This is a genomic window from Oceanithermus desulfurans (assembly GCF_014201675.1).
GTDB lineage: Bacteria > Deinococcota > Deinococci > Deinococcales > Marinithermaceae > Oceanithermus > Oceanithermus desulfurans.
Genome location: NZ_JACHEZ010000009.1, coordinates 70920 through 89320, shown reverse-complemented (window position 1 = coordinate 89320; position 18401 = coordinate 70920). Strand labels below are relative to the sequence as shown.

Here is an 18401-nt window from a genome sequence, read left to right as displayed (position 1 = left end):
AGGTATTACTTTACTTTAACTAAACCTATGGAAAGGTTTAGGGGCCGTAGTACACGACCTCGAGGGTGGGGGGACGGCTCGCGTCGTCGCCCGAGTAGAACATGACCGAGTCTTCGGAGCCGTTGCCGTCGGTGTGGATGGCGAAGCGGAGGCGGAACTGGCTGCGTCCGTTGCGCTCGAGCCAGTGGTCCACGTCGTCCTGCACGGCCACGGCCTTCCAGCAGAGGAAGAGTGAGCGGGAAACGTCGGTGAACGCGCAGGGAGGGTCGGGCGTGAGCGGCGCGAGCTCGAGCGCCCTGGCGCCCAGGCGGCTCAGGCTGGGGCCGAAGTAGACGTGTTCGACGAGCAGGTCGCCCAGGTTCTGGCTGGGGTGGCCCATGACCAGCTCCTTGGTGAGCGAAAGCTGGGAGGTGACGATTTCGACGGGGTCGGGGTTGAGCTGGCTCAGGTCGAACGAAAGGAAGGCGTGGGCGTACTCCCCGTTCGGACCGTCGCCCGCGCCCAGGTCCCGCCCGGCGGTGTCCACGCGGCCGGTGTTGAAGACGTAACCGTCGATCGCGGCTTCGCTGGTGAGGGTGCCCTGTAGCTTGCGCAGCACGTAGAAGCGCACCACGGTTTGCGCGGGCAGGGGGTTGCCCGCAAGGTCGCAGGCGGTCTTGTGGATGGTGAAGGTGTAGACCTTGTCGTTCGCGTCGTCGCTGTAGGCGAGCGGGTCGTTCGGGGTGATGACCAGCGTTTGCGCGTCCGGCCAGCTAAAGGTCACCTCACCGGGTTGCAATCCCGCGTCGTAGGAGCCGTAGGCGTCCTCGGTGCAGCTTGGGTCCATGGGTTCGCTGAAGTGCACCTTGAGCACCACGTCTTTGAGCACGCCGCGCGCCCCATCGGCGGGCTCGGTGAAGAGCACCGTGGGCGGGGTTTCGTCCGGAGGGGGCGGCGCGCCGCCGCAGCCTCCCAGCGCCAGCATCAGCCATGCGGCCGCTACCATGACGAGCATGAGCCTGTGCGCCATGATGACCTCCAGCCTCAGGATGCACCGGCCGCGTCACAACCGCGTCACAAACGTGGCGGTTCGGGAAACGCCGCCGGGCCCGGCCGCTTTCGGGGCGCTTGGGGCGGATTGGCCGCCTGCCCGGCTTCGTGATCCGGGCGAACCGGGTTGGCAACGATGCTGGGGTGCGGCTCCATCCGGTATGCCCGGGGAAGACCGGCATGACCCGCTGGGCGGCGCGTCCCTGCGGTCCACTGCCGCATGCACGGGATAAACAGGCTCCCGCCTACGAGGGAGCGGCGAGGAGTAGGTTCATCCCTGCATGCGCGGGGAAATTGGAGCTCGACGCCCACGAGCGCGAGCAGGTCTTCGGCGACGTGGAAGCCGGCGACGGCCATGGTGCCGAGGCCGGCGAACTTCGCCATCTTGTCCTTCGGGCCGATGTAGACGGACGCGCCCGCGAGGGCCAGGCCCGTCTTTGCCAGTAGCCGCATGATCGGAGCAATCTCCAGCGGGTTCTCGGGGTCGGGATTGCCGCTCGCTTCGGGGGCCACGTAGACGGTGCGGCCGTCCTTCTCGATGGCGTACCCGAAGAGGCCGCGCATCGAGCTAAAGAGCAGCTTTTCGAGCGCCACAGCGGCGCCCGCCCCGAGCACCGCCCCGTAGCCTTCCGGCTTGGAGAACTCGCCCGCGGCTTTCTGGACGGTCTGCGTAGAGATCCCGCCCAGCGCTAACGTTTGTGCCATAACGCCTCCTTCACGCCCCCAGCGTTAACGGGGCGAGGTCGGAGACGCTACAGTAAACCCCGCGCGGGGTTTACGCGCGGGGTTCAAGAGTGAGGGCCGATCAGGCCGTCTTCGTGGCGTAGGCGAGGCGCAGAATCCTGTCGGGCAGCTTCAACTCCCCGCCCTTCGTGTACTTGCTGACGCCAAGAACCTCGATTCCGATCGGGTTTCCCAGCCGGTTGTAATCGACGAAGACGCCCCGCTGGACCTCGCGGGTTTCCACGACCCGACCGTCTTTGAGGCGCAGGTAAAGCGCATCGGCTTCTTGATCGAATTCGAGCTTCATCGCCTCATTCTACCCCTTCCCCAGCCGCGCGTGCGGTAGACGGTGATTACTAAAACAATCGTCTCCACGCCGTATTCCTCGCGAAAATACACCCTGAGGATGTTCCCGCGGTCGGTCTTTCGCTTGGCTACTTGTAGGCTAAAGTCCCAATACAGGCGGTCGCGCATTCTCCGCGGGGCGCGCTGGGGCGCCTCGAGCGGCTCATCCCCGCATGCGCGGGGAAAACGCAGCTCATCAGCAGCGACGTTCGTTCGGCACCGGTTCATCCCCGCATGCGCGGGGAAAACGTCCGCGCCTTCGATGATAGCCTTCGTGGCGCCCGGTTCATCCCCGCATGCGCGGGGAAAACCTACGCAATTTACCCTTCCTAGCAACATGCAGACGGTTCATCCCCGCATGCGCGGGGAAAACGGCGGCCAGGATTTTCTGCACAATGTACGCTGGGGGTTCATCCCCGCATGCGCGGGGAAAACTATTTGCCGTGTCAATGAGGCGCTTTTTCGACGGTTCATCCCCGCATGCGCGGGGAAAACGTCATCATCTCTTCCCCCCTAAAACGCCCACTCGGTTCATCCCCGCATGCGCGGGGAAAACGTGACGGCCATCCGCACCAGCTACGGCAACGTCGGTTCATCCCCGCATGCGCGGGGAAAACATGACGGGCGACCTCAAGCCGTGGCGCGCCGCCCGGTTCATCCCCGCATGCGCGGGGAAAACCACCGCCTTCCAGGCGCATGCCCAGATGATGGTCGGTTCATCCCCGCATGCGCGGGGAAAACCTGACGCCGATCTTGACGGCGCTCGAGCCTGCCGGTTCATCCCCGCATGCGCGGGGAAAACGATGTGCGTGAGCGGGCAGCAAGGTAGCCATGCCGGTTCATCCCCGCATGCGCGGGGAAAACGAGGCGGCGCGGCGGGAGCTGCCGGAACTCGTCGGTTCATCCCCGCATGCGCGGGGAAAACGTAGTTGGAAACGACGATGGGCGAGGGCACCTGGTTCATCCCCGCATGCGCGGGGAAAACCCGATTGTATGAGTTGCACGTAATCCTTAAATCCGGTTCATCCCCGCATGCGCGGGGAAAACGATGACGACCTCCACCTTCTCGCGCCCAGCGTCGGTTCATCCCCGCATGCGCGGGGAAAACGCTCCGAGGCCGGCGACGGCGGGGCCAATCACCGGTTCATCCCCGCATGCGCGGGGAAAACGGGCGTGCGCGGGGTTCTCTCCGCCCTCAACCCGGTTCATCCCCGCATGCGCGGGGAAAACGTGCAGTCCCGCGAATCCTTTCGTGACGTGGCGGTTCATCCCCGCATGCGCGGGGAAAACTGAGGGCGGAGGATGAAACCGTGACGGCCCTCGGGTTCATCCCCGCATGCGCGGGGAAAACGCAGGAACCGCACCCACGCCGCCGCCCACGTCGGTTCATCCCCGCATGCGCGGGGAAAACGGCGTGCTGCGCGACCTGGAGTGAGAAAACGCTCGGTTCATCCCCGCATGCGCGGGGAAAACCCGACTGTGGTAACGGCTTTCAGCATCCCCAAACGGTTCATCCCCGCATGCGCGGGGAAAACTGACCTGGCGGACGCTTTGGCGCTGGCGGTAGCGGTTCATCCCCGCATGCGCGGGGAAAACGGATGGGCACCAGCGACACGTCCAGCAGCTCGCGGTTCATCCCCGCATGCGCGGGGAAAACGAAACCGTGTTCACGGCAATCGTAGCCGGTAGGGGTTCATCCCCGCATGCGCGGGGAAAACACAGAAAGTGGCGAGTTTGCGGTCACCATCGACGGTTCATCCCCGCATGCGCGGGGAAAACGGTCTGTACCCAGCTATCAAACCCAGGCATACCGGTTCATCCCCGCATGCGCGGGGAAAACATGGATACAGCCGACGGCATGACGTTGCCCATCGGTTCATCCCCGCATGCGCGGGGAAAACGTGGCGGTAACGGCGAACTCTGCGCCGAAGAACCGGTTCATCCCCGCATGCGCGGGGAAAACGCTCACCGCATTCGCGGGTGTTGGGGCGTTGCCGGTTCATCCCCGCATGCGCGGGGAAAACGATTCCTCAGGAGCAAAGATCGAAACTCCCTCCGGTTCATCCCCGCATGCGCGGGGAAAACTTTGGGGCTGCCACCGAACCGCTCGAGCCACTCGGTTCATCCCCGCATGCGCGGGGAAAACGTTCGTGGTCGGAAGGGCCATGACATTCGTAACCGGTTCATCCCCGCATGCGCGGGGAAAACATACCTCCCGGGGGCCGTCCACCTTGGGCTTACGGTTCATCCCCGCATGCGCGGGGAAAACGTGCGCGGGTCGTAGCGGACGATGTAGTCACCGGTTCATCCCCGCATGCGCGGGGAAAACTCAGGTTGGCTCGGATGGTCTCGGCCCGGGTCGGTTCATCCCCGCATGCGCGGGGAAAACGGGTAGACGAGGTACATCGTCTACCCCTCCTTCGGTTCATCCCCGCATGCGCGGGGAAAACGGTGCCGGTCGCGGAAGCGGATGCGGTACCCGGGCGGTTCATCCCCGCATGCGCGGGGAAAACACGGAGCCGGGTGTAACTAAGAAGGCGGTAAACGGTTCATCCCCGCATGCGCGGGGAAAACGGGGCGTCAGGAGTTTCGCGAGGGTCCCTCCTACGGTTCATCCCCGCATGCGCGGGGAAAACGTAGACGCCTGGAAGAGTGGGCTTACCGGCGCCGGTTCATCCCCGCATGCGCGGGGAAAACGTAACACGTTCCACGTCTGGACTGGGTGGCGACGGTTCATCCCCGCATGCGCGGGGAAAACGGTACTCGCCCGCCCGGAGCTCGCGCGTCTCCGGTTCATCCCCGCATGCGCGGGGAAAACGTTACATGGCCGAGCATGCCCAGCCCGGGGAAACGGTTCATCCCCGCATGCGCGGGGAAAACATGGGGTGCTTGGCCTCGTACTCGGCCAGGGCCGGTTCATCCCCGCATGCGCGGGGAAAACGGCGTGAGCAGTTTGAGGGCCGGGGCGAGCACCGGTTCATCCCCGCATGCGCGGGGAAAACGGCTCGGCTACCTCCTACGGGCCCCGGTACGACGGTTCATCCCCGCATGCGCGGGGAAAACGTTCAAGACCGTCGACGTCGAGATCGGCGACCTCGGTTCATCCCCGCATGCGCGGGGAAAACGCGGATGGCCGGGTCGACCAGGCGCGGGGCGGCGGTTCATCCCCGCATGCGCGGGGAAAACCCGCGCCTCCTGATCCAGCTCGCGCACCTGTCCGGTTCATCCCCGCATGCGCGGGGAAAACGTGGCGGCTCTACACCAACCCAGAGAACACCTTCGGTTCATCCCCGCATGCGCGGGGAAAACGGCTCTACGGCCTCGCCGGGTGTTGCACCGCTCGGTTCATCCCCGCATGCGCGGGGAAAACGACTGGGAAGACTGGGACGAGGAGGAGTGCGGCCGGTTCATCCCCGCATGCGCGGGGAAAACGCCTTCCACGCGGATGTTCTCGAGCCCGCGCACGGTTCATCCCCGCATGCGCGGGGAAAACAGCGTCGATGAGGCCGTTGATCTCGAAGGGCGTCGGTTCATCCCCGCATGCGCGGGGAAAACGGCGGCTTCGAGCCGCCCCGGCGCTTCGGCGTCGGTTCATCCCCGCATGCGCGGGGAAAACTTAGCGGGATGCCTACCTGCTGGTACTGAGCGCCGGTTCATCCCCGCATGCGCGGGGAAAACCGCGTCCACGCTGGGCTCGGTGCCCGTGTAGAGCGGTTCATCCCCGCATGCGCGGGGAAAACTTGGGCTTTGGACGCCTGGGGACGGCGGGGAGCGGTTCATCCCCGCATGCGCGGGGAAAACACTTGATTCCCTCGAACAGTTTACCGCCCCGACCCCTCGGAAGGGTCGAGGGTTTTCTTGTCAAGATCCCCGACCGGGCCCTCGACCAAGCCGCGCCGTTTCAGCCAGCGCAGGTGCTGATTCCACACCTTTTTCCACTTGGCGTTGCGCACGGCCACCAGCTCCACACCGTCTATTGTATGTACGCACCGGTCCTCGTGTCCGTGAATTCGGATTCGAAACCCTTGCTCATTGGCGGTGTTCCAGGCCATGGTACAACGACCTTCGTCCGCCTTTTCCACCACCTTCTTCCAAAGCAGCTCGCGCACGCGTGCGCTGACGCGCCCTACGAACACACCGGTGTCAAGTTCCACCAGCCAGCGGGTCAGCTCACCCCGCAGACTCCGGCTCACCTTCTCCAGGGTGATCACCACCATAAGCCACGCCGCCTTCCACTTCGCCGCACGGGTCCCAAAGTGCGGTCAGAGGGTCCAGTTCCTCTTCTCCTTCGGCATCCAGCTCTTTCGACAAGCCCGTAAACAGCCTGTGCACGTCCGATACCGCACGCTGCAAGACCTTTTGTTCTCTGAGCGTTTCCTTTAGCCGCGCGCGAACCCGGCTTTCCACCTTGTGTTCCGACTCGGCCACCGTGTAGAACGCTGCGGGAATGGTGGTGTCGGCCTTGTACAGATCGGCTACGTCGTAGACGAATGAGGTCTGCTTGCCCACGTGGATAAAGCCGAGTGCCGGACTGTATCCCGCAGAAACAATGGCCGCATGAACTACTCCGTACAGGAAGGCCGAGGCTGCCGAAAGTGCGCGGTTCACCGGATCGGCCGCACCCCAGTTGCTGCGGTCGTAGTTGCGGCCATGCCAGGGCACGCCTGTTTCCTTGCTGAAACGGGCGTAGGTGTCACGCACGCGCACCCCTTCGTAGCCGCGGAGCTGGTCGAGCGTCAGGTCGTCGGGTAGGGGTTCGGGAAATCGGTAGCGGTAAAGACGCCTCACGACCTCCATGTGCAGCCTTGGGTGCGCCCATATGCGGGCCTGCTTCATCAGCCTGCGCGCGGAACGGGTTTCCCCCAAGCCCTGAGCATAAAAACGGCCGTAGTCTTCACCCACCCACAGGATGCTTACACCCGAGGCGGCCAGGGTACGCACGGCGGCGTGGGTAATGCGTGTTCCAGGGCCCAGGGCCAGCACGCCCAGATTGGCCACGGGTACGAGCACCGAGCCCTCCTCGCGAAATACCGCGATCGCCCGCGCCTCCTGCTCGATCACCGCGTGCTCCACGTACAGGTACGAAAGCCCGTCGCTGAAGCGCGGCAACTCCTGCAGGTTCTGAAGCTGGCTCATGGTTACTCTCCGTAGCGCGCAATCGAGAGCAGGCCAAGACCAAAAGCCTTTCCGTGCCCGATGCCGTTTTTCAGCGCGACTATAACTCCGGACGGATCGGACACCTGCAAGACTCCGTCGAACTGGGCCACAGCCAGCACTACGGTCCCGCCGTCCTTGGGGATCCTCAGTTTTCCCCGGCGGCTCACCAGCACCTGCCGCGGCGCTGCGCCCGCCGCCCCCAGGCGTGTTGCAAGCCATTCCAGCTGCTCTTCTTCACGGTAGAGTCCGTGCCGCTTGCCTTCCCGGGAGACGGTGGGGTTGGCGTAGAGGCGGAAACGCAGAAGCTGCCCTTCGTGGAGGGAAGGTTCGTAGGGTTTGGGCGTACCGGCCGCGGGCTCGGCGTAGCCGGGGAAGCGGTCGGATAGCGCCCGCCAATCGGGCCGACCGGAGGTTTGCACGAGCAAGCCGTAGTCGTCGAACCCCGAGCCGGTTTCCAGACGCCAGAGGAAGCGCGGCTCCCCATCCAGTACCCGCGCCAGCGTCTGGTGCATGCTGTAGGGGTTGGCCACGTCCTTACGGACCTGCCGGTGACCCAGGTTTAGACGGAGCAGGCTCAGGTACATTGGGGCACCTCCCCCCAGGGCAGGGCGATCTCCCCCACGAGGCGGGCGCCGAACCTCCGTTCGGCGAACGGCGCCAGGGGTTGATCCCACAACTCGCGCACCTGCCAGGGAAGGCTGGCGCGACACCCGGGATCAAGCTCGATGGCGTAACGCACGTGGGTCCCCTGTTCGCTCGGATCGATCAGCAACGGGCCATAAGCCAGGGCCGTTTCCAAACCGTCTTTGGCCACCCCCCCTTCGGGGAAGTAGACGGGTTCGCCCGGAAGGTAGCCTTTGCGACCCAGGAAGAGGGTCCAGCGGGGGTTGTGCAGGGCCAGCTCCACCTTTTCTAGCAACCCGGCGTCCCCTTCCAGCCCTACCAGGAACGCGGCATCGGCCAGGTAGTGCCTGCGGCTCACGACGGTGTCCTGGGTGCCCGTGGTTTTCCTTTTTTCACGTGCACGCCGCCACTGCTCGCGGGTAACGCTCGCTTTGATGACGTTTTGAGCGGTCTGGTAGTCGGTGGCGGGGGTTCCTTCGCGGTCGACCCGGACGCCCAACCTTAGCTGCGCCAAGTCGTCCACGGGCTCCGAGCGGTCGCGCCCCAGGGCCGCGGCCACCAGCCCGAGCACCCCCGACTTGGTGGGTTCGCGCTCGGTGTCGCGGTGGTCGAAGCGGCTGCGGGAGCCCCAAGACTGGATGGGGCCCACCAGCTTGAGCAGGAGCGTGGCCATTACGTTACCTCCACCAGCTCCTCCACGTCCTTCATGACGGCGTCCAGCAGATCGGTCAGGCTGGGGTGCTCCCTGCCGGCGCGGCTCGGCTTGGCCGTGGAGAGGTTGAGGAAGTGCGCGGAAGACTTGGTTCCACCGTATGCGCGGTTGATCTTCCCCATGTATTCGTCGAGGGCCGCCACAGAAGACGCGACCAGCCCTTCGCGCCCCCGCCACACGGGTTTGGCGAAGGCGTTGGCGAGGTTGCGCGGGCCCCCCTCGCGTACGGTTACGACGACGAAGTCGGGGGGGTTATGCGCAGCGAAGGTGTTCTGCTTGCCCGAGGGCAGGGTGTCGACGAAGGATTGCAAGAAAGCCCGTAGGCCCCGCAGCACCAGCTCCCGGTCGCCCTGAAGGTTCTCGGCCAGCTTTTCCAGGTTGACGTTGGCGTAGCGGTAAAGGGTGGCCGAGTAGAACTCGACGTCACCCATCATGCCCGCACCGGTTTCGTCTTTGGGGCTCAGGTCGTCCACCGCGGTGTAGAAGTCGAACTCGCGGTCGACCTTGTGGGTGCTTATGGCGTGGGCCACTTGAGCCGCGGCGTCGACATTCCACTCCGGGCGATCGGCCAGCATGCGCCCGAAAAGCGCAAGGTCGATGGCCCGTCCGCCATCGAATACGGACTCAAGCGCCTTCTTGAGGGCATCGGGCACTTTGGCTTTGGCGGCCTTTTTCTTGGCCTTGCCCTCCTCGCTGGAGCTTTGTCGGCCCAATTCTTGCAGCTCGTCCCAATATTCGAGAATAAGGTCAGCGATACGATCGACCTCTTCGTTACCGATGAACAGCAAGTACTCCGTGCTGTCGTTCTTGATGCCCAGCCCCACGCCCTCGAGAACTGCCTTAGCCGCAACCTTGGCGTCTTCTTCGGCCTTGCCGTGCGCCGCAAGTTTTTCTACGAGCTTGCTCAACAGCTTCTTGGTCCGCACCGCTAAATTGTCCACAGGGAGATGCCCCGGGAACGCCTCGCGCACGGCGCGCTTTTGCGACTGGCTGCTCACCCTGGCCCTGCGGAAGCCGCCAAACATCGCGCTCTTGGGGCTGCCCGTGTCGTCGCGGTTGAGGTTGGCCGGGGCCACGTTCTGTAAGACGTGCACTTCCACTACTTTCATGCTTGTTCCTCCTTCTCGGTCTCTTCGCCTACGCCGTAAAACTCCTTTGCCCACTTCACCTGCACCCAGCGGGTGTCGCTGTTCCAGTGCGCTACGTCGAAGATGAGTTGCGCCCAATCGAGCGGTTGTTCGCCTAGCAGGAAGACGATCTGGCGCAGCTTGTAGCCCAGCTCGTCCTCTTCGGCATCGAGCAAAGCCAGAAAGCGCTTCTCGATGCTTTCGGAGTCGCGCGCTTTCTTAGCGCGGGCCAGCGCCTTGGCGAGGGTGTGGCCCTCGCCATGCTTGCGGTTGTGCGCGAAAAGTCCTGCGCCCAGATAGAAGGCCCGGCGCGCAGGGTCCTTCAGACCCGCCGTCCAAGGTTCGACGTAGGGAAAGCTGGGCGGGTACGTACCCGGTGCAAACGCCAAGCTGCGCCGCAAAGCGGACAGGGCGGCGCGATCCTCGCGCACGGCAAGCTGTATCAAGCGGTTTACGAAGCCTTCAACCCTTTCTTTCACGTCTCGCCTCCTTTGCCAGGCAGGTTCGCCATGTCTTTTCGGCCTCCTGCACGGCCTTGAGCTGCCTTGCTTCGGTGCCCACGGTGTTTATGGTCACCGTCCACGCTACTTCGGATATCTCTCGCACCCGCGCTTCCCAAGCGCCCCACGCTTCGTCGGGGTTCTCGTCCAGCTTTTCCAGAAAAGTGCTGAAGGCGTTGCCCAGCTGGTTCCAGTAATAGGGCAGCAAGGGGAAGCTGTCGAGCAGGGCTCGCACCTCTTGTTTGTCGGGATCGCGGGAGAGCGAAAGCAGCAGCCTCGCAAGCTGCCACCCCCCGCTTCTCAAGCACGTAGCTCTTGCGTCGGCAAGCTGGGTTGCCCGGGGGACGAAGATGCGCAGAGCGTGTTCTTTGGTGTGAGTGGGCAGCGGGTAGATTTCGCGACGGATCTCCATCACCTTGGCCTGATCGGTAACCTGTCCTGCAACCTCAATCCGAAGCACGCGCCTCGTTCCGGTTTGCTGCTGCAGTTGGCGGGCGCTCTCGAGGGTCTGGGGGCTGAGCCCCGCGTCTTCTTCGGGGAACAGCGCCGAGAAATCCCTCCAGAAGGCTTTGTCGGCTCGCAAGCGAATGGGGACGAGGTTCCCGGTTTTAGCCTGTTTTGCGTAGGCGACCATGGGGTCCTGGTAAAAGCGATCGGTCAGCGGGTGCACCCCGGGGCCGTAGGCCATGTAGCGCACGCCGCTGCCCTCATTCAGCAAGCGAACGCCGCGCGAGGGCCAGGTGTAGGCGCGCGTGCGTCCGAACAAAGGCACCTTCTTGCGGGGTTGTTTGTTCTCGTCGCCTTCCAGCTCGCTCAGAACGACAGGGTCCGTTTCCCAGATAGGGCGGTCGTCGCTCTCGTCGTAGGGGACCAGCGCTTGGGTCAGGGTGTGGAACAGGTTGGCCCCAATCGCGAAGAAAGCGGCGCTCACGGCGAGCGGCGCCCCCACCCCCGACTGAACGCCGTAGCGGCGGATGAGACCGCCGGGTGTGAAGGTCTGGTGTGCCACAAGCGATCGGGCTGCTTCGGCGAAGGATGCGTGGGGAGGCGTGTCGTCGTAGGTATGGTCGAACAGCGTGGGGTTGTTCCCGGCGGCAAACTCTGGGCGCAGCTTGGTCCATGGAAGCGGATCGTCCCCCGGTAGATCCGGCACCTGCCAGAAGGGCGCGGTGTGGTGGAAGAGCCAGAAGCGGTCGCGCCAGCGGTCGAGGTAGGCGGTAACGACACCGGCGTCGAACCGGCCTTTTGCTAAGATCTGAGCCTGCTCCCGGGCAGACTGCGGCCCCTGGTACGCCCGGTGGAGCACGGCGAGCAGCAGCCGGGTAAGCGCGACCTCGACCAGCGGCGAAGCCGCTTCGATGCGCTCAAGGCGGTGCGCTTCGAGGAGCGCTTCGCGAAGCCCCACCTCGCGCACCGTAGTTCCGCTGCGAACCGGTATCCAGGGCTCTTCGATCAGGTTAAAAGCCTTCATGCTGGCATCACCCTATCCCTCCTTTGCGTCATCTACTGTCGTGTATTGCAAGCCAAGCTCGGGGTCGAGGCGTACCACGGTTTTTCCAAAGCGCGCGGCTCCGTTCCCGCCCAGCTCCAAGACGCGCCAGCTCCGCAGGATGCTGCTCGTCCTCCAGGCCGCGGGCGGGGGCGACTTGACGAGCACGTGGTATACGCCTCGCCTGCTTATACGGACGGAGCGCGCCGCCACCTCGAGCACCTCTTCTTTGGTGAGCCTTCCTTTGGTGCGTAGCGGTATGACCCGCTCCTGGTCGAGGAAGAGCTCGTTGCCCATGCGGTACGCGGGTACCACCGTGATCGAAGGCTCGCCCAGGCGGGTCAAGGCGACCTGCGGTAGATCGGACTCTTCGTCGTCGTCCAGGCCGAGGTTGCTGTGCAGGCTGGCGAGCTGCTTTTCCAGAAGCCGCGCGGGTGGATCGAGCACGGCTTTGTGGGCCACGGCGCCGTCTCTGGCGGTTTGTTCTTTCAGGGCGGCCAGGGCCTTCGCCGCGACGTTGCGCAGACCCTCGGGGAAGCGGTCCAGGGTACGGGCGTCGTAGGCCGCCTCGACCAGAGGTTCGATGTCGTCGGGCAGGGTCAGCCGGTCGCGGGCGTGCAGGAGCAGCCATGCGGAGAGGAGCGGGTAGGCCATGTACGGGCGTCCCCAGCCTTTGGGCAAGGGCGCTGGGGGTGCCTCCCCCAGTCCGGCCACGTGGAGTACGGGGAGGACGTGCTGCGGGGGTCGCGTGCGGTCGGGATGGCGGTGCAGGCGACCGGCCCGCTGGAGCAGCAGGTCGAGTGGGGCGAGATCGGAGAAGGCGACGTCAAAGTCGAGGTCGAGGCTTTGCTCGATCACCTGGGTCGCGATAACAAGGGCTTTCCTTGGGCGGCGCCCGCCCTTGCCAGCAACGCCGAGTACCGTTTTCTCGCGCAGGCTGCGTTCGATCGAAGGGTAGCGCGCGTGGAAGAGATAGACCTCGAGGTCGCCGATTCGCTTGCCCACGGGCCGCCCCTCGTTCGCGATCGGTTCGCCGGGGCCCAACGCAAGGTAGGCTTGCTGGGCCCGGTCCACGGTGTTGACGATGAGCGCAGCCACACCGCCGGAGCGAACCGATTCCGCGGCTGCCCGCGATAGCGCCCCAATCTCGGTCGGGGCAGCTTCAAGCCCCACGGTCTTCCGTTCGTCCCAGGAGAAACCCAGAGATTCAAGCCCGTTTTGCGAGTAGACGGTGACGCGCGGATATGCGGCTTCCGATTCAGGAAGGCCTGCATCGCAGGCGGCCGCAAGCTGCGCGCGCTGGTGGCGCGTGAGCGTGGCACTCATGATGATTACGGAAGAGCCCAGTTCCCACAGCCAGCGAACGAGACCGGCGATGAGGCGGGAAGTGTAGGCGTCGTAGGCGTGCACCTCGTCGAGCACGACGGTGCGGTTGCCCAAACCCCAGAGGCGGACGAAATGGTGCTTGACCCGCAGCACACCCAGCAGCGCCTGGTCCACGGTGCCCACGCCGTATTCGCTGAGCAGGGCTCGTTTCTTGGCCGAGAACCAGGCGGCGGCATGCACCGCCCCGTCATCGCCGGGCTCCCCCACGTTCTTGAGGCTCAGATAGTCGGCGTTCAGAAGGCTGGCGCCGTGAACGAGCTGGAGGTCGTGCGGGCGATCGCCAAACTTGTCGAGCAGCGCATTCTTGACGCGCTGAAACATCGCGTTCCCGGTGGCGGTGGTGGGCATGGCTACGTACAGGCCGCGGTGGCCGTTGCGGGCTTGCAGCACGGTATGGGCGTAGAGGGCGGCTTCGGTTTTTCCGCCGCCCATAGGGGCTTCGATAACGATCAGGGCTGGGCCCCGAGCCCGGTCCAGCGCCGTGACGACCTGCTGTTGCAGAGGGTTCGCGCGGAAATCCGGGAAAACCTCTTCGAAAGAGACGTCTTTGGTGGCAAGGGCGGTACGGGGTAGCCAGCCGATGCGGTCGAGGGCTTGGTTCGCCAGTTTGCAGGCCAGGCCAAGGTAGTTGCTGAGGTCGCTCAGGTCGCGCCCGTAGGGGAAGTGTTCGGGGCTGGAGGCCACCCAGTCGGCGAAGCTGGCGAGCGCCATGACGCGCAGGGTCGCCTGCGGCGAGAGCACGTGCACCGTCGGCGGCTCCGCGCCCAACGTTCGCCACAAGGTGCCGACGAGCTCCTCGCGCAGGCGCTGCCAAACTTCGTTCTCCAGGTCGAGTGCGTCGCGGGCGTGGTCCACCTCTCTGGGGCTGGAGACAAAGCCATGATGCGCCCCAAGCGCAACGGCGACCTGCGATGCCGCCTCGTCCGGCACCCCAAGCCCTACCAGAAGCGGTGGGGCGAGCACCTCGGTCAGCACGCCGTGCGCGGCCCAGGCCTTGTCGCCCCTGCGGGGCAGCCACCGGTCCATCCAGTCGAGCCCCTGTTCGCGTAAGCGTGCGGCCCCGTCGGGCCACTGAACCTGGAAGATGGCCGTGGCCTTGCCCAGGTCGTGCAGGGCTGCAAAGAAGGCGGCCAGCCGCAGGGCGCGATCCTCGTCGAGGCCAAAATCGCCGGCGTAGTGCCGGCGGGTACTCGCGGGTTCGCGCAGGAGCAGCGCCCGGGCCACCATGGCCGTATCGAGCATATGAGCCATCAAAGGATGCCCTTCGGGGTGTTTAGCGTCCCCGCTTTTGGCCCAGAAGATGCGATAGTCGTGGTCCATGCGGTGTTTCTACCCTCCCGATGCGTCAAGTGGTGTCGCGAAGCGACGGTGCATTTCTCGGATCTCGGAAAGCCAGCGCTCGCGCAACGGCTTGGGTTCCAGTACCTCGACCCGCGGTCCCCAGCTTTGGATCCAGGGAAAGATCTCGATGGGGAAGCCCTGGTCGTCCACACCCACCTCCACCCTGGCCACGACGGAACCGTCGGCCGGCTGTTCGATGATTTCCAGGCCCACGATGTCATCTTCGAGAACCCGCGGAGCGGCCTCGGGCGTGAAGCGGAGCTTGACGAGGGCGCTTCGCTCGCGCCTCCCCATCAGACCCCAGGCGCTTTGCAGGTAGGCGTTGGGCGAGAAATCGTGAGGGATTTCGTAGCCGTCGGCGAGCAGGTGGACGTTGCGCATGCGCGCAAGCTTCCAGGTGCGCACGGCTTTGTGGTAGCTTCGCTCGTAACCGATGGCGTAGAGCGAGAGGTTGTTCCGGTTGACCTCGACGAAGAATACGGCCACTTCTTTGGGGCGGTATCGGCCGCTGCCGTGGGCTGCGCGGTATTCGAAAGCGATGTAGCGCTGCTCGAACCAGGCGCGGGCAATGAGCTCGAGCGTGCGATCGTCGCCGGTCTTGCGCAGAGGACGGATGCTTTCGATCGCGAGGCTGCGGGCGGGTTCCGGAAGCATGGCGGCGAGCTTGTCCAGAGCATGAATGTAGTGCCGGTGGGGGGCCGGCGTTTGATGATAGAGGAGGCGGGTAGCGGCATGTACCGCCAGCGCTTCCACGGGGTTGAGGGGGCGGGGTTTGGGGTCGATGGCGTAGATGCCGCGCCTGACCCTCCGAACCCCCTCGCCGCTCTCTTCGAGTAGCCGGAGGTCACGCTGCAAGGTGCGCACGGAACAACCCAGCCTTTGCGCCAGCTCGCCGACCCGTTGGGGGCGTAGCTGCAGCAGCTCCACGATCTGCCGGAGCCTGTTGGCCCGGCCGAGCGCACGGCCCGCCGAATTTGCCATGGGTTCAGTGTAGCCGGCTTACGGCGCCGCGATGGTTCACCGCCGCACTACAATGGACCCATGGCCAAGGTTGCCTCGTTCGATCTGGATCACACCAAAGTGCGGGCGCCGTACGTGCGCCTGGCCGACCGTAAGCACACTCCCGGCGGGGAGGTGATCAGCAAGTGGGACCTGCGGGTGGGCCAGCCCAACCGTGAGGTGATCGGCACCGGGGCGATGCACACCTTCGAGCACCTGCTCGCCATGAAGATGCGCGACCACCTGGAGGGCATCGTGGACGTGAGCCCGATGGGCTGCCGCACCGGGTTCTACGCGGTGATCATCGGCGAGCCAAAGCCCGAAGCGGTGATGGAAGCTTTTGCGGGGGCGCTGGCCGACATCGTCGCCCACGAGGGGCCGGTGCCCGCGGCCAACCCGCTCGAGTGCGGCAACTACCGCGATCATGACCTGGAGGAGGCCAAGTTCTGGTCGCGGCACGTGCTGGAGAAGGGCCTTCACGTCCAGGAAACGGTCCTGATCGAGGGGCGCTGACGTGGAAGGGCCCATTCTGCTCCTGGCCGCCGAAGGCGAAGAAGCCGAGGCGGTGCTCGCGCGCATGCAACGCCCCGAGAAGCTCGAGGCGCCCTGGCCGGCGTTCGCCGGCGAGCTGGGCGGCCACCAGGTGCGGCTTTTGGAAAGCGGCATCGGCAAGGCGGCCGCGGGCGCGGTGGTGGGCTGGGCGGCGGCCCGCTACGCCCCGTCCCGCGCCGTCTGGCTGGGGGTGGCGGGCTCGCTGAACCCCGAGCTTTCCACCGGCGACGTCCTCATCGCCGACGACGCGGTGCAGTGGGACATGGACCTCACCCCGCTGGGTCGCGAGCCGGGCGAGCTCGACAGCGGCGAGCGCTTCATCCCCGCCGACCCCGCGCTAACGGACGCGCTGCACGAAAGCGCCCGGCGGCTGGGCTACCACCACGTGCGCGGCCGGGTCGCCAGCGGCGACAAGTTCGTGGCCGACCCCGGGACCGCCCGCTGGATCCGCGCCACCTTTGGCGCCGACGCGGTGGAGATGGAAGGGGCGGCGGCGCTGTGGGCGGCGCGCCGGCTGGGGGTGCCGATGGCGCTGGTGCGGGCCGTCACCGACGCCGCCGACACCGCCGCGCCGGGGGCGTTCGAGGCCTTCCTGGTGGAGGTCTCGCAGAAGCTGGCCGCGCTCGTCGAGGACACCCTAGCCCACCTCGACCGGGTAGATTGAGGAGCGAGGGGTGGGGCTATGAAGCTGTTTTCGGGGAACGCCAACCGGACGCTGGCCGAGAAGATCGCCGGTTATCTGGGGTTGCCGCTGGGGGAGTCGCTGGTGCAGCGCTTCCCCGACGGCGAGGTGCGGCTGCAGCTGGGGGAGAGCGTGCGCGGCAACGACGTCTACGTGGTCCAGCCCACCGCGCCGCCGGTCAACGAGAACCTGATGGAGCTCTTGCTCTACGCCGACGCGCTCCGGCGCTCGAGCGCCGGCCGCATCAACGCCGTGGTGCCCTACTTCGGCTACGCGCGCCAGGACAAGCAGAGCATCGGGCGCGAGCCCATCAGCGCCAAGCTGGTGGCTGACCTGATCGAGCGGGCGGGGTACCACCGGGTGATCGCCATCGATCTGCACGCTCCCCAGATCCAGGGCTTCTTCAACATCCCGGTCGACCACCTGCGCTCGGTGCGCCTCTTCGCCGAGTACATCGAGCGTGAGGGGCTGGCCGACGGGGCGGTCGTCGTCAGCCCCGACGCCGGCCGCGCCGAGGAGGCGCGGCGGCTTTCCAACCTGCTGGGCCTGCCCATGGCCATGCTGGCCAAGCGCCGCACCGGCCCCACCGAGACCGAGGTCACCTACGTGATCGGCGACGTGGCGGGGCTCAGGCCCCTCATCATCGACGACATCGTCTCCACCGGAGGCACGATCCGCCGCGGGGTGGACGCGCTGGTGGCTGCGGGGGCCCGGCCCGAGGCGGTGGTGATGGCCACCCACGCGGTGCTCGTGGGCCCGGCGCGCAGCAACCTCTCGCACATGGGCATCGAACGGGTCGTCTTCACCGACACCATCGCGCTCGACGCCGGCGAGGGGTACGAGATCCTCTCGACCGCGCCGCTACTGGCGCAGGCGATTCGCGCGGTGCACACGCACCAGTCGGTCTCGGCGCTGATATAATCTGCAGCTCGTGATGGGTGGCCTGTGGCTTTCCATAGGGCACAGAGACCACGGGCCCGGGGCCGGGTTTGCTTGACCCCGGGCCCACCGTCCGCGTACAATCGGGTTTGCGTGCCGGAGTGCCGGCGCCGTGTGCCCCCGCCGCGCACGCGGCCTAGGAGGAAGCATGGAGTATAAGCTCAAAGCCTATTACCGCGAGTCGGAAAAACCCAAGGTGCTGCGGCGTGAAGGCAAGCTGCCCGGCATCATGTACAACAAGAACGTCAACAAGAAGCTCTACGTCCAGCTGGGCGAGTTCGACAAGGTGTTCCGTAACGCCGGCGTGCACCACGTGATCACGCTCGAGCTTCCCGACGGCGAGACCGTCGACACCGTGGTCCGTCAGGTCCAGCTCGACAAGCGCCGCCGCCGTCCCGAGCACGTGGACTTTTACGTGCTCACCAAGGGCCAGACCCTGGACATGTACGTCAACCTCAAGTTCGTGGGCGAGGCCAAGGGCGTCAAGCTGGGGGGCGTGCTCTCGACGCCGCTCACCGACCTGGAGGTGCGGGTGCTGCCGCGCAACATCCCTCAGGGTATTGAGGTGGACGTCTCGGAGCTGGAGATCGGCGACGTGCTCCACGCTTCGGACCTGGCCCTGCCCGAGGGGGTCGAGCTGCTCACCGACCCCGAGGCCGTGGTGGCCACGGTGGTGCCGCCCGAAGACGTCGAGAAGCTCGAGGCCGAGGCCGCCGAAGCCGAGGGCATGGAGGCCGAGCCCGAGCTGATCAAGCGCGGTAAGGCGGAAGAGGAAGAGGCCGAGTAGCCCGAATCC

The 18401-nt window shown here is 65.7% G+C and carries 16 protein-coding genes and 1 CRISPR repeat array; of the genes, 4 read left to right on the top strand and 12 right to left on the bottom strand.

The features are described from left to right. Nucleotides 1-37: 37 nt before the first annotated feature. The 12 genes from HNQ05_RS10840 to HNQ05_RS10785 form a co-directional block, all read right to left on the bottom strand. Complete coding sequence (locus tag HNQ05_RS10840; RefSeq protein WP_147148539.1) at nucleotides 38-1009, bottom strand: Ig-like domain-containing domain; 972 nt, start codon at nucleotides 1007-1009, stop codon at nucleotides 38-40. A gap of 44 nt (nucleotides 1010-1053) precedes the next feature. Further along, entirely contained in the window at nucleotides 1054-1734 is a 681-nt protein-coding gene (locus tag HNQ05_RS10835) for a hypothetical protein (protein WP_147148538.1), read from the bottom strand. Nucleotides 1735-1834: 100 nt separating this feature from the next. Then, the gene (locus tag HNQ05_RS10830) at nucleotides 1835-2059 is read right to left on the bottom strand and encodes a DUF2283 domain-containing protein (protein ID WP_147148536.1); all 225 of its coding nucleotides are present in this window, start codon (nucleotides 2057-2059) and stop codon (nucleotides 1835-1837) included. 197 nt (nucleotides 2060-2256) lie between these two features. Beyond that, a CRISPR array of direct repeats spans nucleotides 2257-5898; the repeat unit is 29 nt; unit sequence CGGTTCATCCCCGCATGCGCGGGGAAAAC. Between the two features lie 20 nt (nucleotides 5899-5918). Beyond that, the gene (gene cas2e / locus HNQ05_RS10825; RefSeq protein WP_147148534.1) at nucleotides 5919-6314 is read right to left on the bottom strand and encodes a type I-E CRISPR-associated endoribonuclease Cas2e; all 396 of its coding nucleotides are present in this window, start codon (nucleotides 6312-6314) and stop codon (nucleotides 5919-5921) included. Then, nucleotides 6268-7233 (bottom strand): type I-E CRISPR-associated endonuclease Cas1e, encoded by a 966-nt coding sequence (cas1e, locus tag HNQ05_RS10820; protein ID WP_147148533.1) that lies wholly within the window; start codon nucleotides 7231-7233, stop codon nucleotides 6268-6270. Before cas1e ends, cas2e begins: the two co-directional genes overlap by 47 nt. A 2-nt stretch (nucleotides 7234-7235) precedes the next feature. Beyond that, a complete protein-coding gene (cas6e, locus tag HNQ05_RS10815; RefSeq protein WP_147148532.1) occupies nucleotides 7236-7838 on the bottom strand; it encodes a type I-E CRISPR-associated protein Cas6/Cse3/CasE in 603 nt (200 codons plus the stop codon). Then, the gene (cas5e, locus tag HNQ05_RS10810; protein ID WP_147148530.1) at nucleotides 7829-8551 is read right to left on the bottom strand and encodes a type I-E CRISPR-associated protein Cas5/CasD; all 723 of its coding nucleotides are present in this window, start codon (nucleotides 8549-8551) and stop codon (nucleotides 7829-7831) included. Before cas5e ends, cas6e begins: the two co-directional genes overlap by 10 nt. Further along, the gene (gene cas7e / locus HNQ05_RS10805; RefSeq protein ID WP_147148529.1) at nucleotides 8551-9699 is read right to left on the bottom strand and encodes a type I-E CRISPR-associated protein Cas7/Cse4/CasC; all 1149 of its coding nucleotides are present in this window, start codon (nucleotides 9697-9699) and stop codon (nucleotides 8551-8553) included. Before cas7e ends, cas5e begins: the two co-directional genes overlap by 1 nt. Then, nucleotides 9696-10196, bottom strand: a complete 501-nt coding sequence (casB, locus tag HNQ05_RS10800) for a type I-E CRISPR-associated protein Cse2/CasB (protein ID WP_147148527.1) — start codon at nucleotides 10194-10196, stop codon at nucleotides 9696-9698. The genes cas7e and casB overlap by 4 nt, the downstream gene beginning before the upstream one ends. Next, nucleotides 10180-11688 (bottom strand): type I-E CRISPR-associated protein Cse1/CasA, encoded by a 1509-nt coding sequence (gene casA, locus HNQ05_RS10795; RefSeq protein WP_147148525.1) that lies wholly within the window; start codon nucleotides 11686-11688, stop codon nucleotides 10180-10182. The genes casB and casA overlap by 17 nt, the downstream gene beginning before the upstream one ends. 12 nt (nucleotides 11689-11700) lie before the next feature. Beyond that, nucleotides 11701-14412: a CRISPR-associated helicase Cas3' gene (gene cas3, locus HNQ05_RS10790; RefSeq protein ID WP_147148523.1), complete on the bottom strand. Its 2712-nt coding sequence runs from the start codon at nucleotides 14410-14412 to the stop codon at nucleotides 11701-11703. 9 nt (nucleotides 14413-14421) lie between these two features. Beyond that, on the bottom strand, nucleotides 14422-15414 hold the full coding sequence (locus tag HNQ05_RS10785; RefSeq protein WP_147148521.1) for a helix-turn-helix transcriptional regulator: 993 nt from the start codon (nucleotides 15412-15414) through the stop codon (nucleotides 14422-14424). Between the two features lie 60 nt (nucleotides 15415-15474). Between HNQ05_RS10785 and HNQ05_RS10780 the strand changes: the two genes are divergently transcribed. The 4 genes from HNQ05_RS10780 (at nucleotide 15475) to HNQ05_RS10765 (ending at nucleotide 18392) form a co-directional block, all read left to right on the top strand. Beyond that, nucleotides 15475-15945, top strand: coding sequence for an S-ribosylhomocysteine lyase (locus tag HNQ05_RS10780; RefSeq protein WP_147148519.1), 471 nt, complete (start codon nucleotides 15475-15477; stop codon nucleotides 15943-15945). A gap of 1 nt (nucleotide 15946) precedes the next feature. Continuing rightward, nucleotides 15947-16648 carry a 5'-methylthioadenosine/adenosylhomocysteine nucleosidase gene (locus HNQ05_RS10775; protein WP_147148517.1) on the top strand — a complete coding sequence of 234 codons (702 nt, stop codon included), beginning with the start codon at nucleotides 15947-15949 and terminating at the stop codon, nucleotides 16646-16648. Nucleotides 16649-16666: 18 nt separating this feature from the next. Beyond that, nucleotides 16667-17587 (top strand): ribose-phosphate diphosphokinase, encoded by a 921-nt coding sequence (locus tag HNQ05_RS10770; protein ID WP_147148515.1) that lies wholly within the window; start codon nucleotides 16667-16669, stop codon nucleotides 17585-17587. Between the two features lie 166 nt (nucleotides 17588-17753). Continuing rightward, on the top strand, nucleotides 17754-18392 hold the full coding sequence (locus tag HNQ05_RS10765; RefSeq protein WP_147148513.1) for a 50S ribosomal protein L25: 639 nt from the start codon (nucleotides 17754-17756) through the stop codon (nucleotides 18390-18392). Nucleotides 18393-18401 lie beyond the last annotated feature (9 nt).

Coding starts and splice junctions, on each gene's coding strand:
- HNQ05_RS10840 (WP_147148539.1), bottom strand. CDS start 1,009: ATGGCGCACAGGCTCATGCTCGTCATGGTAGCGGCCGCATGGCTGATG.
- HNQ05_RS10780 (WP_147148519.1), top strand. CDS start 15,475: ATGGCCAAGGTTGCCTCGTTCGATCTGGATCACACCAAAGTGCGGGCG.
- cas7e (WP_147148529.1), bottom strand. CDS start 9,699: ATGAAAGTAGTGGAAGTGCACGTCTTACAGAACGTGGCCCCGGCCAAC.
- cas5e (WP_147148530.1), bottom strand. CDS start 8,551: ATGGCCACGCTCCTGCTCAAGCTGGTGGGCCCCATCCAGTCTTGGGGC.
- HNQ05_RS10765 (WP_147148513.1), top strand. CDS start 17,754: ATGGAGTATAAGCTCAAAGCCTATTACCGCGAGTCGGAAAAACCCAAG.
- cas2e (WP_147148534.1), bottom strand. CDS start 6,314: ATGGTGGTGATCACCCTGGAGAAGGTGAGCCGGAGTCTGCGGGGTGAG.
- cas6e (WP_147148532.1), bottom strand. CDS start 7,838: ATGTACCTGAGCCTGCTCCGTCTAAACCTGGGTCACCGGCAGGTCCGT.
- HNQ05_RS10835 (WP_147148538.1), bottom strand. CDS start 1,734: ATGGCACAAACGTTAGCGCTGGGCGGGATCTCTACGCAGACCGTCCAG.
- cas3 (WP_147148523.1), bottom strand. CDS start 14,412: ATGGACCACGACTATCGCATCTTCTGGGCCAAAAGCGGGGACGCTAAA.
- casA (WP_147148525.1), bottom strand. CDS start 11,688: ATGAAGGCTTTTAACCTGATCGAAGAGCCCTGGATACCGGTTCGCAGC.
- HNQ05_RS10770 (WP_147148515.1), top strand. CDS start 16,667: ATGAAGCTGTTTTCGGGGAACGCCAACCGGACGCTGGCCGAGAAGATC.
- HNQ05_RS10785 (WP_147148521.1), bottom strand. CDS start 15,414: ATGGCAAATTCGGCGGGCCGTGCGCTCGGCCGGGCCAACAGGCTCCGG.
- cas1e (WP_147148533.1), bottom strand. CDS start 7,233: ATGAGCCAGCTTCAGAACCTGCAGGAGTTGCCGCGCTTCAGCGACGGG.
- HNQ05_RS10830 (WP_147148536.1), bottom strand. CDS start 2,059: ATGAAGCTCGAATTCGATCAAGAAGCCGATGCGCTTTACCTGCGCCTC.